Genomic DNA, 14,653 nt, shown 5'->3' on the forward strand with positions numbered 1-14,653 from the left:
GTGGGCTTCTTGTTTCGGTGCCGGGGTGCGGCGGTGGTGGTGTGACCGGGCAGGGCGGCGAAGAGCATGCGGTCGGCCGAGCGGTTGAGGTTTTCCACCGTGCCTTTCAGGTGCGGGCTGTAGGCGGGCAGGTCATCGACCCTGGCGCCGAGGGTGCCGAATACGCCCAGGACCGTCCTGGAGAGGAAGTCCTTGCCTCTGTCGATGCGCACCGCTTCGGGGATGCCTCCGGCCGGGCCGTACGGGCCGGTGCGCAGGACCGCAGCGCGCAGCGCGGTCAGGATCGAGGCTCGGGACGGATGGCCGGGTGTGACTGCGGTGCCGGTGATGGTTTTGGTCGCGACGTCGATGAACCAGGTCACCCATGGGCGCACCAGCTCCCCGCCGGCGTCCACCAGGAGCGGCGCCTGGACGTGGTCGGCCTCCCAGGTGTGGTTGCGCCACAGCCGGGGCCGCTTGCCGAACACGTCATGGGCGCGGGCCGCCTCCGGGCCGCGGGCGAGGGCGGCGCGTTCACCGGCGGTCAGGTCGCGGCGCACCGCACGGAGGAACGTCGAGAGCGACGGCACCGGGTCCAGCACCGGTACCGCCTGGTCTGGTGCCCCTCCCGGAACAGTTGGGGCAGGCTCTCGGGCTGCTTCCCGGGCGCGGGCGGTCAGTTGCCGGTGGACCGCGGACGCGTTCCCCTTCCAGTACGCCAGCAGCACCCGAACCTCGGGCGTGACCTCGAACCTGTCGCCCGTTCTGCGGCCCGGCCGGGCCGCTGTGCCGGGGTCGGCTTCGGCTTGGGCGAGCCACCGCCACACCGGCCGCTCCGAGACGCCCAGACGCTCCCCCGCCAGCCGCACATGCCCCCGCGAGAGCCGGCCCTGCCTCCGTAGCCGGAGCAGCTGCTGCACAGCGGGCCCGCGCAGCACGGTCAGCCCGGGGCCCTCCAGCACCGGTGCAGGCACATCCAGCGGCGAGGAGGTTTCGTTTCGGGTGCCTTGCTCATGGAGTTGGTTTCCTGCTCGGCGCTCATGGCCTTTGTTCCTGTGTCATGTCCTTGGCCGTCGTCATGTGTAGGGGCCCAGCCGTGCGCAAGCCTGCTCGAGCATGGAACGGTTCGCCCCTGGATGCTGGCTGTGTTTGGTGAGGGCGTAGAGGTGAGAGGTGATCTTCGCCCAGGTACGGAAATTGCCCCGCGCCACCGTGGCATCAGCCCACTCCACGTCCGCCGGATCCGTGCCTTCCCACACGTCATGGAACATGGCCAGCGTCTCCGAGAGCCGGCCCGGCTCCATACCGGTGACCTGGTGCCAGGTCAGCCCCCTGGAACGCAACGCCGGCGCCCGCGCGATCACCCGCTCCGTGCCCGCCCCGCACAGCAGCAACGCGGCGGCCGTTCCCGGCTCGTCCCACAGCAGCCGCAGATAGTCCAGCAACGGCGGAGACAGCCGCTGCGCATCATCGAGGAAGAGCACACCTGGTTGTCTCAACGCCTCAGTAAGGGCACGGTCCGCCGCTTGGGCGCGGTGGGCCAGAGAAGCCGCGGAAAGTCCGCACGCATCCAGCAGGGAGGCACGCATCTGGGGCGTACCGGGCTTCACCCCGACCACCGCCCGCCAGACCGGGGCCCATGAGGGCAGCAGATGCAGCGCTTGCTGCACCGCCACCGTCTTGCCCACCCCCGGCTCCCCGAACACGCAGCCGATCCCCCGCGCCGCCGCCGTGGGCCCGACCGCCTCCGGGCCACAGGGCCGGTCGAGACCACGCGCGCCCCGGGCACGAACAGCCGCACCCCGCCACGCGTGGCGGGCTGGCTACCGTTCTCGTCCGGGACGGCCGCAGCAGGCTGCGGTGGTTCGGCATCGACCACCGGCACACCCTCGCCCGGGCGCTGCAGCTTCAGCTCGGCCAGGACCCGGTCATATCGCTCGGGCTCTACCCGGGCCCGCGAGGCCCCGGCCGACTCAAGCGGGCGGCCTGCGCGCAGGTCCCGCCGCACCGTGCGGTGCAACGTGCCCAGCGACGGCACACCCTGAAGCGAGTCATCCTTTGTCATCAGCCGGTTCAGGGCCGCGACGTTCCCGCCCAGCTGGGCCAGCCGGTTCCACTGCTGGTCATTCAGCGTGAACCCGCCCGGCCGCGCTACCGGATCCAGCCGGCCCGCCCGCGCCTGGGACAACCACCGCCACACCGTCCGCGGTGTCACGCCCGCAGCCTCGGCCATCACCCGCACATGCAACGACGAGACCGATTCCTGTCCCTGTTCCACTTGCAGTAACCGACGGACCACCACACCCCGTGACAGTCGCTCTGCCTCGCTCATACACGCCAGCACACCCGGGCCCCAGGACCGCATGCACAGGAATGCGCAATCCCATGACAGCCACCCGCCAGCGTGCTAGCCAGCTGCTGACAGCTGTTTGGTCACCCCATGACAGCCACCAGCGCGAGAAGAAGCGACGGTCTCCCAGGCCGACAGCCCGTCACCCTCGGCTGACACCCAACCCGATGCCACCACACCCCCAACTCACAGTGGGCAACGGCGGTGCGCCTTCTGGTCTTTCTTATAGCTGGGTTATGGGTTAAGGGCTCTCGCCCTCGGGGGCTCTTCAACCGGCGAATGGCCCTCGTACTTCACCGACCAGGGCGTCGAGGATTTGCTGATGGCTTGGTGCCAGCAGGGTGCCAGGCATGCCTCTGCTCTACGATCCACCGCACTGCACGCAGGAACGCAGGTTCTCTCGTCCGCGTCCGCCATGGCCTGACACGAGCCGTCCATCGCGTCCGAGGAGGGGGCCTCGTGTCCTTGCTTGCTCTGTTGGTCGTCCTGCTGTTGTTCCTGGTCGTGCTTCTGGTGGTGAGCGCGCTCGGTTACGCCGCCTACCGCCATCCGGTGCTCACCCAGCCGCTGACGGTCTCACTGGCCGCAGCGACAACGCTGGGCAGCGTAGTCGCTACTGTGGCCACCATCGCCGTCCGCTGACGCGGGCGCACCTGGCCGGACTCAGCCGAGGGCTTCGCGCACGGGTGGCGGGAGGTTCATGGTGTCCGGGTCCCACACGTATGTGGGACCTCTTGTGGACCTGGTGCGGTGAGGGGCTGGCAGGTGCCGCAGCGGCCCTCACAGCCGCCCAGTCGATGTCGTCGCGCTTGCTGAGGGCCTGGGGGCCGCCGAGGCGGTAGAGAGGCGCTGCGGGGCTCTCGGCGGGCGTCGGGGTGGCCTCCTCGCCGGGGGGCCAGATCCGGAGACGGCTGACGGCTGACGGTGTTGCGTCAGGACTGACCGGAGCTGTCCGGCGTGTGGAGGTAGTAGGCGTACAGGTGGATGCCGTAGTGCTGGCGGAGCCTGGACAGTTCGAGGCCCGAGATGGCCGTCAGCGACACGGGGCCGCCCAGGTTGAGGAGTACGCCCAGGGCGCTGGTGTCCGGATTGGGCAACGCGGCCAGCCAGGCAGCGATTGCTGAGAGCACTCCCGGCAGGGCCGGGTGTATGGCGGCGCTTCCGAAGAAGTTCCGGGCGACCGCGAGCGTCGCGAAGACGAAGAAGAATAGGAGCCAGAACGCAAAAATCAGCTCTTTCAGGCTGACTTTTTCGCTCTCCGGCCGCCCGATGGTGAACGAAATGAGGAACAGCAGGACACCGAAGTACGCCACCATCAGCGTGACGCCTTTCAGTATGGGCTTCCCGAGCGGACGGATCGAGTAACCACGTCTCTTCCAGACCACCAGCATGACGCTGATCACCACTAGATAGGTGATCGGGGTAGCCCACACGGAAGCATTGACGCCGTCGAACACCACATCGGAAAGGCCGAAGCCAGAGTCAGAGCCGGAGACGACGTGAAATGCGTACATGCCGAGGTAGATGAGCAAACCTACCGTGGCGCGGCACCTGCGCAGTGTCTCCATCTCGGGATCGAGTGGTGCAGGAACCCACGTGGGTTCGAAAATCCAGAATGCCCAGTGCGCCGGGCTTAACAGACCCCAACAGCCCGGCCCTCTGTCCCGTTCTCCCTCCATTACACCCCCGCCTGAGACTGTCAGCCTGACACAAAAACACGTGCGGTGGAGGTGCCTGACGTCGGTCTCGCGCACGCCCAGCAGCTCCGCCGCCTCAGCTCACGTCACCCGCCGGCTGAGGCGGCTGTCATTTCAACGAGGTGTGGGGCTGGCCCCGGGGCTCGGCCCGGGGGTAGGAAAGGTGGGTGTGGGGCCGGGTTGTTTCTCCAGAGCTGCGGTCAGGAATTGCGGGTGCTTCTCCGCCCACGTGGCCATCTCGTCTCCCCAGCCGAGTTTTTCGCCGTCCGGTTTGCGACGCAGTTCCTCTTCCCATTTCTTCAAGTCCCAGCCCTGGTACAGCTGAGTGAGCATGGGAACATGGTGGCGGATGTTGTGGCGGCCATCCCGGTCCGCGACGTCGGCGAACGCTCCCATGATTGCAGCGATATATTTGATCGATCCTATGTCGGAGCTGAGTATCGCTTCGCGCTCTGCCAGGCTCTTCGGAGGGAGGTAGCCCCGGGCCTCGACCTGCTTCACCAGCGGGAAGTCGATGTGGACTTTTCCTGGTCCGGTTGCCCAGCGGGCGACTCGGGAGAGCTCGGGGTGAATCCGGCCAGCCTTCCGCCCCAGTCCTGTACCGGCAGGGACCGGGTGACGGAACAGCTGCGGGTTCTCGATTGCCTCCCACGCGATGGCGGCGACGATCGCTTTCGGGGAGATGTTCCGCCTCGCGGCTTCCTGCAGGATGGTCTCTCTGTGGACCTCCATCCAGCTCAGGACCGCGTCCTCCTCAAGGGAGAACGGTGTGCCGTCCGGACGTAGTCGTCCACGACGGGGCAGAAGGTTCGCATCCTCGAGCTCGTAGGAGAGCAGTGGCAAGTCCGGGTACGGGCGCGGCTGGCCGGGCTGAGGCGAAGGGGTGGAGAGGGAGACTTCTTTCAGCTCCCAGAAGATGCCCGAAGTGGTGCAATGCTGCGTGCCGCCTCTCTTTTGAAGTTCGTGCACTTGGCGCTGCCGTTTTTGCAGTTCGGTCACATGCAGCTGCAGGCGCTGGGCCAGTGCGCGGATCCGCAGTGCGGGGGAGGTGTCGACCCCCAGCTTGTTCAGCTCCGCCCATAAGTCGGTGGCGAGCTGTTCGAGGGCGGGCGCGGCCCGCATGTGGCTGGTGACCAGAGCGTCGAAGGTGGGCAGTTTTATACCGGAGAAGGCGGGGTTGGCCGTGGGGTCGGTCATGGCTTCCTCGGTAGCGAACGGAGTTTGTCGTCTGCGTCCTGCACTGCCTTGGCCAGCTGTGTTTGCAACTCGCGTCGGAGCGCGTTCACCTCGTCTTTGAAGAGGCGGCCTGTCGGACCGACCCAAGCGTTGTCGTCCAGAGCACGGCAGCATGCGTCCAAGGCGTGCCAGTGGTCGTCCGACAGACGCTGGATCCGATGGCGTGCAGTCTGCGCGTCGCGGTAGTCACCGTCACCCACCCCTGGGCCTCCTCGCTACCCGTGACCGGTTCCCGGATTGCTCGCTTCTTGGAGACGCTAGTTCACAGAGCGTGGCTGTGGCATCCGGCATTGGTACGACGTTCGCGTCGACCGCAGCGGTACACGGATTCGCTGCTCAGTGACGGTGGTGATGCTCAGCAATGAATCCACTCGTGCCGACACGGACAGTCGAGCTGGCCGACTTCCGTGGCCAGCGCCACCCCCGCCGGCCAGTTCGGCCTTGTCCTGGCCGGTCACGACCAGCAGGAGCCGTCGAGCGGCCCGCTGGTCAGGCCCCGGGAGGGCGCGGCCGGTGCGGGGCGTGTGTTGTGGGGTCAGGCGAAGAGGCCGAGGCCGGTGGCTTCGCGCATCTGGTCGGGGGTGAGTTTCTGCTTCTTGAGGTGGGTGCGGGTGTTGCTGCGGAAGACGCCCAGCCGGATCTCGTGTGTGCGGCCGTCGGTGTCGGTGACGGTCTCGGTATGGGCCCGGGGAACGCGTAGGTGCCCTTCGCGGGCCTTGAACTGGCGGGCGGCGGCCAGGTTGATTTCCCACCGCGTAGCCCCGGCGGGCACCGCTGGAGCGGCCGAGAGTGCCGTTGTGTCGGCGGGCCGGACGCCCAGTTCTGCGAGGCGCTGTTGCTGGTCTTCGGTGAGGGCGTGCCAGGCGGCGGGCTGTTCGGCGAGCCAGGTGCCGATGTCGTCGCCGCCGAGGCTGACGCCGGGCTGGAGCTCGGCGAGGGTGGCGCCCTGGGTCAGGAGCCAGCGGGCTTTCGCGTAGTGGCGTTGCCAGGTCAGGGGCCAGGTGGGGTTCCAGTCCGGGTCGATGGCCTCCAGCCGCTCGCGCCGGCTCTTCGCGCGCTCGGGCTTCTTGCCCAGGCCGTTGGGCTTGCGGGCCTGGTGCAGCCGCTCCCCCACCGCCACCCCGGCCAGCACCGCGTCTCGGGGTGCGGCGAGGGTGTGGTGCTCGGCGTAGTAGAGGGCGCACAGGTCGAGGAACTCGGTGAAGCTTTGGTCGCGGGGGTCGAAGACGAAGCCGGTCTCGGCGAGGAGATCGGTGCGCCAGTCGGCCAGGTCGCCTGCCCGCCAGGCGCGGCGCTGCTCGGCCGCCCACTGGCCGACCGGGAAGTCGACCTGCTGGTCTCCGAGGTCGACGGTGGCGGTGTAGGGGATGTTCGCGTGCCCGTGCTCGGTCGCGAAGTCGCGGACGGCTTCCAGGCCCGTGAGCCAGGCTGTCGACTCCGGGCGCAGCACCCGCGTACGGACTAGGCGGGCGATCTCGTCGGCTTCGCGGGGGCGGCGGGAGAAGCGCAGCAGGGCCAACTCGACGCCCTCGCCGTGCTCACCGGTGGGCTCCGGCTCCTCCTGGTCCTGGTCGTCGTCGGCCGGCCCGCCGTCCTCCTCTGCGGCTTCCGGCGCCTGCTGGCGGGGGTCTCCGGCCGGGTCGGCCGCGAGGACGTCCTCGGGCGTGCCGCTGCTGCGTCCGGACGGGCGCAGCGCCAGGCTCTCCACGATCCTGGGGTCGAAGGAGCGCAGGGCCCGCAGGATGGTGACCAGGGGCTCGAACGCGGCCGTTGCGGCCATGTCCCGCCCCTCGTCCTCCTCCGTCAGGAGGACGGGGACCAGGAGGCGGGCGACCTTGCCCTGGTGCGGTGCCTGTCGCAGCGCGCGTCCGACCGCCTGCACGATGTCGACGGGGCTGCTGCGGACGTCGGCGAACAGTACGCCGTCCAGGCCGCAGCGGCCGGTGATGTCGGTGCCTTCGCCCAGGAGGCGGCAGGTGGCCAGGATGCGGAACTCCGTCTTACGGCCCTCCGCATCAACCCCGTTGGCAATCTGGCCGAGGACGGCCCGCTGATGGGCGGCCGGGTGGAGGCCGCACAGCCACTCCCCCCAGATCTGTCCGGGGAAGCGGCCGGCCGCGCGCAGCTCGTCGGCAGCGTCCGGGAGGCCGCGGGCGAAGGAGAGGGCTTCCTGGGTGCGGGCGTGGAACGACAGCAGGCTGACCACCCCGGCGGTCTCCATGTGGGCGAGGGTGGCCGCGCGGATGGCGCCCAATCGCATGCCGCGCCGCTCCTCCAGCGTGGCGTCGTCGCCGGGGGGTGCGGGGTCGCGGATCTCCAGGACGTCGATCTCGAAACCGGCCAGTACCCCCTCCTCGATCGCCTGCCCGAGCGGGTAGGTGAAGCAGGGCTTGCCGAAGACCGCTTCGTCGTCCATGGAGGCGACCAGCACTTCGCCGTCGCCGTTGCCGTCGGTCTCGTAGATGCGGGGCGTGGCGGTCATGTACAGGCGGCGGTCGGCGGGGATGCGGGTGTTGTCGTGGATGATCGCCCACGGTTTCGAGGCCAGGCCTGCGGTGCGGTGGGCCTCGTCCACGATGGCGAGGCCGAAGCCGTCCAGCTTCTGCCCGAACGCCCCTGCCAGCGCCCGTTCCAGGACGCCGGCGGCGGCACGTTCCTCGATTGCCTCCTGCTCCTGGTCCTCGTCCCCGGTCTCGTCGCCGGTGCGGCGGCCGGGGTTACCGACGAGGGACGCGTAGGTGGCGAACACCGTCACGGGGCCGGTGCCGGCCCACAGTGCCAGCCGCAGCGGATTCGTCGTGCACCGCACGTCCAGGTCCTCGGCCAGGTGCGCGCGCACCTCGGGGTCGCGGTCCAGGGAGCAGACGGCGACCGCGGGGCCGGACAGGCCGTACGCGCGCCACTTGGCCACCGTCTGCGTCAACAGGTTGAGGGTGGGCACCAGCACCAGCACCCGCCCGCGCGGCTTCAGACGACGCGCCGCCTCGTAGGCGACCAGCGTCTTGCCCGATCCCGGTGCGGCGATCACCTGGGTGCGCAGGCCGTCGGCGGGGATGCCGCCGGGCGGGGTCTCCAGCGCGAAGACCGCCGCGTCGACGGCTTCCTTCTGCCGGCGCCGCAGCTCCACCGGTGTGCTGGTGGCGGTCTTCTCCATGTCTGCTGTCTCCTCCCCGCAGGTCCGTGGCTCAGGCGGAGAAGCCCACGGAGGTGGCGTACTCGTATTGGCCCCACTGGGAGCCGAGGTCGGTGAGTTCGTCGTCCCACGCGTCGGCGAGGGCGTCGTCGTCGCCGGCGGCCCAGGCCTCGACGATCCGGTCCCAGGAGCGGATCCGCAGTCGGCGGAAGGTGGCGGTGTCGGTGGCGATGACCCGCTTGCGGGGCCTGGCGACGCCGGACTGGTCGAGGGGCTGGATCTCTACGCGGGTGCCGCCGCGGGCATTGAGCCGCGCCAGCAGGTGCCGGGCGACGTTGCGGCGCCGGTAGGCACGGTAGGCGGCGTCGATGCGGGCGAGGTTGGCGCGGGAGGGGGCTTGTTTGTGCTGGAGCCAGCGGCGCAGTGTCCCCCGTGCCACGGTGATGCCCGCCTCGCGCATGGTCTGGTAGCCGGCGGGTGAGTTGGTGAGGTAGTGCAGGCGGGCGTTCAGGCCGCGGCGGGTGGTGACCGGGGAGCGGATGCCGCCCTCTATGGCCAGGCGGTCGAGGACCTCGCCGGCGAGGTGGGCGCTCTTGCGGCCGTGGGCGCCGTAGAGACCGAAGTTGAGGTTGCGCTCGGGCATCAGTTGGCCTCCCGCTCGCGGTAGCTGCCTGCGGCCGTCTTCTCCAGGCGGTAGGTGTGCTTGGGCTTGACCTCGGTGACCTCACGCCCTTCGGGGAAGAGCAGGGTCTCCTTCCCCGCCGCCCGCGCACCGCGCCAGTCGCCGGCGAGGTGGAGTTCGTCGGTGCCCATCACCCGCACGACGGCCAGGCCGGCCTGATCGGCGGCCCAGGCTTTGCGCCACAGATTGGCGAACGCCTGGGAGCGGATGAGGTGCATCCAATCCTGTCGGTAGAGGTCGCGGTTGTAGTTGGACTCCCCCATCGTGGAGACGAGCTTGGAGTACATGGCCTTCACGTACTCATACCCCGCCTCGCTCTCGGCCGAGTCCGCGGCCAGGGCCCGGGTGCGGACCTGCACCAGGGCGCGGCGCAGGGTCTCGAGCAGCTGCTCGGTCGAGCCGGAGGTCCACGATTCGTGGATCAGGGGACGCTCGCACAGCCCCACCTTCGGGCTGGCCAGCCGCAGGAGGAGCCGCAGAGTCGACTCTGTGATCCAGATCTGGCCGGGCTCTTCGCGGTCGCCGAGCGGGTTGGGCAGGTGGGGGTGGTCCCAGACGGGTGGGGTGACCAGGTGGACGCCGGAGCGCTTGGTGTCGTGCGGGGGCCCGCCGTTGTCGGGGCCGAGGTGGTGTTCGAGCTGGCCGATGGGCAGGTGGGCCTTGAGCGCGCTGAGGTAGGCGCCGTTGATATCCAGCGCGGTGACCGTGGCCGTCTGGTCGGCGAGCGCGTCGAGGACCTGGGGCGGCGCGGTCCAGCGGGGGCGTGCCTCCCAGATGTCGTCGGCGTCCTGCCGGCCGCGCTTGTGGAGGATGTCGGGCAGGTCGGGGTAGTTGCGGAAGTCGTAGCGCCCCCCGGTCCGGCTTTCTTCCAGCAGGGCCATGACGTCGGGGATGGCGGTCTTCTTCAACGCGGCGACCGCTTCTTCGACCTCTCCGCCGGCGTCCGCGAGGACAGCGTGGACCGTGCCCTCGATCCGTTCGACCAGCTCGCCGACCCTCCCACCGTCCTTGTGCACCGCGGCTGAGCCTGCGCTGGAGCCACCCACAGGGCGCGCGGAGCCAGCCGTCGTCACCGGCCGAGGGCCCCGCACCGGGCCCGTGGCAGCGGGACGTGCGGCGCCGCGCGCCCCTGGAGAGGCTGGGGTTGTCGTGGGGGACGGTGCGGCGGGTTGCGGTGTGACAGCCGCCGTGGCACAGGCAGCGGGCTCGTCGAGCAGGCGCAGGTGAGCCATGTCCAAGGGGACCTCGACGGTCGCGAGGGTGCCCAGGTCCCGGGCGGTGACCATGATGTGGGCTGTGGTGCCGTTGCCAGGGCGGGTGAGGTGGAAGACACGGTCCGCGTCGAGCTGTGCCACAAGTTGGGGGTCGTCGGTGTCCAGCAGTGCGACGACGGCGGCCTGCCGCTCGGCGGCCAGCCGGGCCAGGGACTTGACCGCTGTGGGCAGGGTCCGGCCCGAGAGCGGCGTGTTGTCGGCGCGGGTGTGCTGGAGCCGGTCGACTACCACCAGCCCGAGTTCCTCGATCCGGGCGGCTTCCTCAGCGATCACCTGCGCGGTCGGTTCGGGGCGGGTGAAGGACAGCGGCGCGTTGCGCAGGCGCCCGTCCGCGCTGGTCACGGCCTGGCGTTGCTCGGGGGTGAAGGTGCCGGCGGCGAACTGGGCGTAGGGGGCGGGGGCTTCGGCCGCGATCAGTCGGCGGGCGGCGACTTGGAGCGGCACACCGGACAGGGCGTAGAGCACGGGTGCCGGCTGCTCGGGGTTGAACGCGGCCGCGCGTGCGGCTTGCAACGGCAGCAGGCTTCCGCCCGCGTTCGGCGGAGCGACGACCAGGGTGAGGCTTCCCCGCGCCAGCCCGCCCGCGACTCGGTCCAGCGCTGCCACACCCGTCGACAGGCCCGCCGTCTGCGGCTCGGTCTCCAGTAGGCCGTCCAGGATCTCGCCCAGCCCCGTCAGTCCTGGGGTGGTCTCCGGCTTCTCGGCCCGGGGGACGGCGTGCTGGGAGACGGTGGCAGTGGCCTGCCCACCGACGGTGAGGATCTGGAGCTCTTGCTGGGCGGCGGTCACCAGGGCGCCCAGTTCCTGCCGGGCCTTCGTGCTCGACCACACCGGCCCCGACGGCTCCGGGTCCTCCAGGCGGCGCAGCACGGCGGCCTGCCTGCTTTTGGAGTTGACCAGCACGGTCTCCTCACCGTGGCCGAGGCGCTCGATCACCTCGCTCCACTGCTCACGGGCCTGCGAGAGCGTCACTTCCATACGAGCCTCCTCCAGCAAGACCCCACCCTAGCGCAGTAGATACATCGTAGGTGCATGTATGAGGCGGCGTCTGGCGGAGTTGTCCGGTCGGACTTGGAAGTCGTGGCCATGCGCCGCCCGGCAGTCGTCCTGCCTGGCATGCACAAAGGCCCGCCGCTCCCCTCATCGGCGCTTTCCAGGGGAGCGGCGGGCCTTGTGGGCAACCGCTGTCATGCCGGCTCGGAGACGGCCGCGGCGGGCTGGGTGAGCAGTCGACGGTAGGAGTCGGGCGTGCGCTGGTAGTCGCGGCTCTCGCTGCGCAGCTGCTCGGCGTGCTGGGGCTGCTCGTGCCGCCAGCACTGCACCTGCTCGGCGTTGAGGCGCAGGAGCTGGATGCAGGTGTCGATGCGCTCCCCCACCGTGCCGAGCATCAGGCCGGATCAAGCCTTCCAGTACCCCATTTGAGGCGAAATCAGCCGGTGTGACGGGGCTGCGATGCCCGATTCGATGTCGGTCAGGCGTGAGGCCGTCGGGTGCAGATGTGTTGTGTTTCGGTGCCAACTGTGCCTCACTGTTTATTTATGTTCTCTCTTTGGCTGAACGCTTCCGTTCTTCTTGTGAGGAGCATTCCGCGTGGGTGCCGCGCGGGACCACACCGCCGCAGGCATCCCCGACTGCGGCTGTGGGCCCTGGTGTTCGCCGCGGCGCTGTCGATGCCCGTCGGCGGCCTCACTCCGGTCGCCGGGGCGGCGGACCGGCCGGCCGGTGGAAGCGCGCCCGCGGGCCGTAGCGACCAGGCGCTCGGCGGTGAAGTCCACGGCCTCAAGGGCGAGTACTTCCGCATGTCGGAGCCCGGCGCCCGGGACTTCGCCGAGCTCGGCGGAACGGCCCTGGACCCGGACATCAACTACCCCGACCTGACCTCCACGTTCGAGACCATCACCGGACAGGCCGAGCACACCACCGCGCGCTGGAGCGGCCGGATCGAAGCGCCCCGAGGCGGCGAGTACACCTTCTACGCGAAGGGCGACAACGGCTTCCGGCTTTTCCTCGACGGCAAGCCCGTCATCGACCACTGGGTCCCCGACCAGGACGTCGAGCACCAAAGTGAGCCGCTCAGGCTGGAAGCGGGGAAGAAGCACGACCTCCGGTTCGAGATGTTCCAGGACAGCGGCGGCTCGAACATGGCGCTGAGCTGGTCGGGACCGGACATCGAGAAGGCGGCCGTCCCCGAGGCGGCCTTCACTCCGCCCGACGGCTACGAGGTCTACCCGGCCGACCTGTCGGTCACGGCCGACGGCCGACGCCTGCGGGCAGCCTTCGAGGCGGATGTCAGCGGCTTCGCCGCGCTCAAGGACCACCTCACGCTGGAGGCCGACACCACGGCGATGCCGCTGAAGTCGGTGGCCAGAGCCGGCAGCGCCCCTCGCGCCGTGGACATCACGCTCGAGGAGCCCATCCAAAAGGGGCAGCGGGTCCGGTTCATGTACGACGGCGAGGGCGGTTTGAGAAGCGGGGAAGAGACCGTACCGGAGATCATCCGCTCGGCGAGGAACCTCTCCACCCACCGTCTCACCACCGAGTGGGGAGACAAGGCCGGCCCGGCCCACCCGCTGCCCGAGTACCCCCGCCCGCAGCAGAGGCGAGACAAGTGGAAGAACCTCAACGGGCGTTGGCAGTTCAGCGGCGCGGAAGCCGGGGAGCGTCCCGAGTTCGGCGAGGAGCTGGACGAGAAGATCACCGTGCCCTACCCGGTCGAGTCCCAGCTCTCCGGGATCGAGCGGCACGAGGACCACATGTTCTACCGGAAACTCATCGACGTGCCGCGGCGCTGGAACATCGGGCCGCAGCGCCTGAAGCTCAACTTCGGGGCGGTGGACTACAAGGCCCTAGTCTGGGTCAACGGCAAGCAGGTGGCCGAGCACACCGGTGGCTACACCGCTTTCAGTGCCGACATCACCGACGCGCTCGAGAGGAACGGCAAGCAGGAGATCGTGGTCGGCGTGACCGACACCGGAGGGGACAACCAGCCCAAGGGCAAGCAGACACCGACGCCGGGCGGGATCGAATACACCCAGTCCTCCGGTATCTGGCAGACGGTCTGGATGGAGCCCGTCGCCGAAACGGCGATTGACAACGTTGTCGCAACTCCGGACATCGCGACCAGCAGCCTCACGGTGAAGGTCGCCTCCCCCAGCGCGTCCCGCAGCGCGGTTGTCACAGCGGTCGCGCGGGACAAGGAAGGCAAGAAGGTCGGCGAGGCCACAGGCCCCGCGAGGGAGGATCTGCGGTTGCGGATCAAGGATCAGCACCTGTGGTCCCCGGACGACCCCTACCTCTACGACCTCGACCTCACCCTGCGGGACGGCGGCACCAAGGACCGTGTCGCCAGCTACTTCGGAATGCGCTCGATCGGGGTGCAGAACGTCGGTGGCCACCAAAAGCTCGTCCTGAACGGCAAGCCGTTCTACTCGCTGGCCATGCTGGACCAGGGATTCTGGCCCGACGGCCTGTACACCGCACCGAGCGACGAGGCGCTCAGCTTCGACCTCAAGGCACAAAAGCGCCTCGGCTTCAACTCGGTGCGCAAGCACATCAAGGTCGAGCCGGCCCGCTGGTACTACCACGCCGACAAGCTCGGTCTCCTGGTGTGGCAGGACTTCGTCTCCGCCGACATCACGAACGAGGAGGGGCGGAAGGCCTTCGTCGATCAGGGCAGGGAGATGATGAGGCAAACACACAACTCTCCCGCCGTCGGCATCTACGTGGTCTTCAACGAGGGCTGGGGCGAGTGGGACCGGAACGCGACCGGCCGGCTCGCCGAGTCGGCCGGTCGGGCCGACCCGTCCCGCGTGATCAATGCCCACAGCGGCGTGAACTGCTGCGCCTCCAAGGGCGATTCCGGCGCGGGCGACCTCATCGACCACCACGACTACCAAAACATCGACCCGCCCGCCCCCGACGGCCACCGGGCCGCCGTGGACGGCGAACACGGCGGCTTCACGCTGCGCACCCCCGGCCACATGTGGCCAGGCGTGCCGGCAGCCATCTACAGCGGGGTTCCCGACAAGGCCGCCCTGACCCGGAAGTACGTCGGCAACACACGGAAGTTCTACCTCCAGCAGGCGGCCGGCCGGCTGTCCGGCTCGGTCTACACCCAGGTCACCGACCTCGAAGGCGAACTCAACGGGCTGTGGACGTACGACCGCAGACAGATCAAGGTCGACCCCGACACGGTGCGGGCAGTCAACCGCGAGGTCATCGAGGCCGGCGCGAGGGCGGGCCACAGGTGACACACGCCCTCGCGCCGGCGGCCCACTCGGCCACCGCCGGCTGAACCGGAGC

At 69.5% G+C, this 14,653-nt stretch carries 9 protein-coding genes and 1 pseudogene; 2 read left to right on the forward strand and 8 right to left on the reverse strand.

What is annotated here, in order from left to right; genetic code table 11:
- Nucleotides 1-953 (reverse strand): transposase family protein (locus AB8Z75_RS00965; RefSeq protein WP_369199385.1); only part of this gene is annotated, 953 nt, incomplete at its 3' end.
- Between the two features lie 102 nt (nucleotides 954-1,055).
- Entirely contained in the window at nucleotides 1,056-1,694 is a 639-nt protein-coding gene (locus AB8Z75_RS00970) for an AAA family ATPase (RefSeq protein WP_369199418.1), read from the reverse strand.
- A gap of 1,094 nt (nucleotides 1,695-2,788) precedes the next feature.
- On the opposite strand from AB8Z75_RS00970, the gene AB8Z75_RS00975 reads away from it, so the two are divergent.
- A complete protein-coding gene (locus AB8Z75_RS00975; RefSeq protein ID WP_369199386.1) occupies nucleotides 2,789-2,971 on the forward strand; it encodes a hypothetical protein in 183 nt (60 codons plus the stop codon).
- 290 nt (nucleotides 2,972-3,261) lie between these two features.
- Here AB8Z75_RS00975 and AB8Z75_RS00980 read toward each other — a convergent pair whose 3' ends face one another.
- The 6 genes from AB8Z75_RS00980 to AB8Z75_RS01005 form a co-directional block, all read right to left on the reverse strand.
- Complete coding sequence (locus tag AB8Z75_RS00980) at nucleotides 3,262-3,897, reverse strand: hypothetical protein (RefSeq protein WP_369199387.1); 636 nt, start codon at nucleotides 3,895-3,897, stop codon at nucleotides 3,262-3,264.
- A 243-nt stretch (nucleotides 3,898-4,140) separates the two neighbouring features.
- Nucleotides 4,141-5,223, reverse strand: coding sequence for a hypothetical protein (locus tag AB8Z75_RS00985; protein WP_369199388.1), 1,083 nt, complete (start codon nucleotides 5,221-5,223; stop codon nucleotides 4,141-4,143).
- A 574-nt stretch (nucleotides 5,224-5,797) separates the two neighbouring features.
- Complete coding sequence (locus tag AB8Z75_RS00990) at nucleotides 5,798-8,416, reverse strand: Helicase associated domain protein (RefSeq protein ID WP_369199389.1); 2,619 nt, start codon at nucleotides 8,414-8,416, stop codon at nucleotides 5,798-5,800.
- Between the two features lie 31 nt (nucleotides 8,417-8,447).
- Nucleotides 8,448-9,038, reverse strand: a complete 591-nt coding sequence (locus AB8Z75_RS00995) for a transcriptional regulator (RefSeq protein WP_369199390.1) — start codon at nucleotides 9,036-9,038, stop codon at nucleotides 8,448-8,450.
- Nucleotides 9,038-11,329, reverse strand: coding sequence for a DnaB-like helicase C-terminal domain-containing protein (locus AB8Z75_RS01000; protein ID WP_369199391.1), 2,292 nt, complete (start codon nucleotides 11,327-11,329; stop codon nucleotides 9,038-9,040). Before AB8Z75_RS01000 ends, AB8Z75_RS00995 begins: the two co-directional genes overlap by 1 nt.
- 209 nt (nucleotides 11,330-11,538) lie before the next feature.
- Complete coding sequence (locus AB8Z75_RS01005; RefSeq protein ID WP_369199392.1) at nucleotides 11,539-11,727, reverse strand: hypothetical protein; 189 nt, start codon at nucleotides 11,725-11,727, stop codon at nucleotides 11,539-11,541.
- A gap of 423 nt (nucleotides 11,728-12,150) precedes the next feature.
- On the opposite strand from AB8Z75_RS01005, the pseudogene AB8Z75_RS01010 reads away from it, so the two are divergent.
- Nucleotides 12,151-14,598, forward strand: a pseudogene (locus AB8Z75_RS01010) (PA14 domain-containing protein); the annotation flags it as partial.
- Between the last annotated feature and the right edge of the window lie 55 nt (nucleotides 14,599-14,653).

The sequence above is a fragment of the Streptomyces sp. PU-14G genome, from assembly GCF_041028275.1.
GTDB lineage: Bacteria > Actinomycetota > Actinomycetes > Streptomycetales > Streptomycetaceae > Streptomyces.

Coding starts and splice junctions, on each gene's coding strand:
- AB8Z75_RS00980 (WP_369199387.1), bottom strand. CDS start 3,897: ATGGAGACACTGCGCAGGTGCCGCGCCACGGTAGGTTTGCTCATCTAC.
- AB8Z75_RS00985 (WP_369199388.1), bottom strand. CDS start 5,223: ATGACCGACCCCACGGCCAACCCCGCCTTCTCCGGTATAAAACTGCCC.
- AB8Z75_RS00990 (WP_369199389.1), bottom strand. CDS start 8,416: ATGGAGAAGACCGCCACCAGCACACCGGTGGAGCTGCGGCGCCGGCAG.
- AB8Z75_RS00995 (WP_369199390.1), bottom strand. CDS start 9,038: ATGCCCGAGCGCAACCTCAACTTCGGTCTCTACGGCGCCCACGGCCGC.
- AB8Z75_RS01000 (WP_369199391.1), bottom strand. CDS start 11,329: ATGGAAGTGACGCTCTCGCAGGCCCGTGAGCAGTGGAGCGAGGTGATC.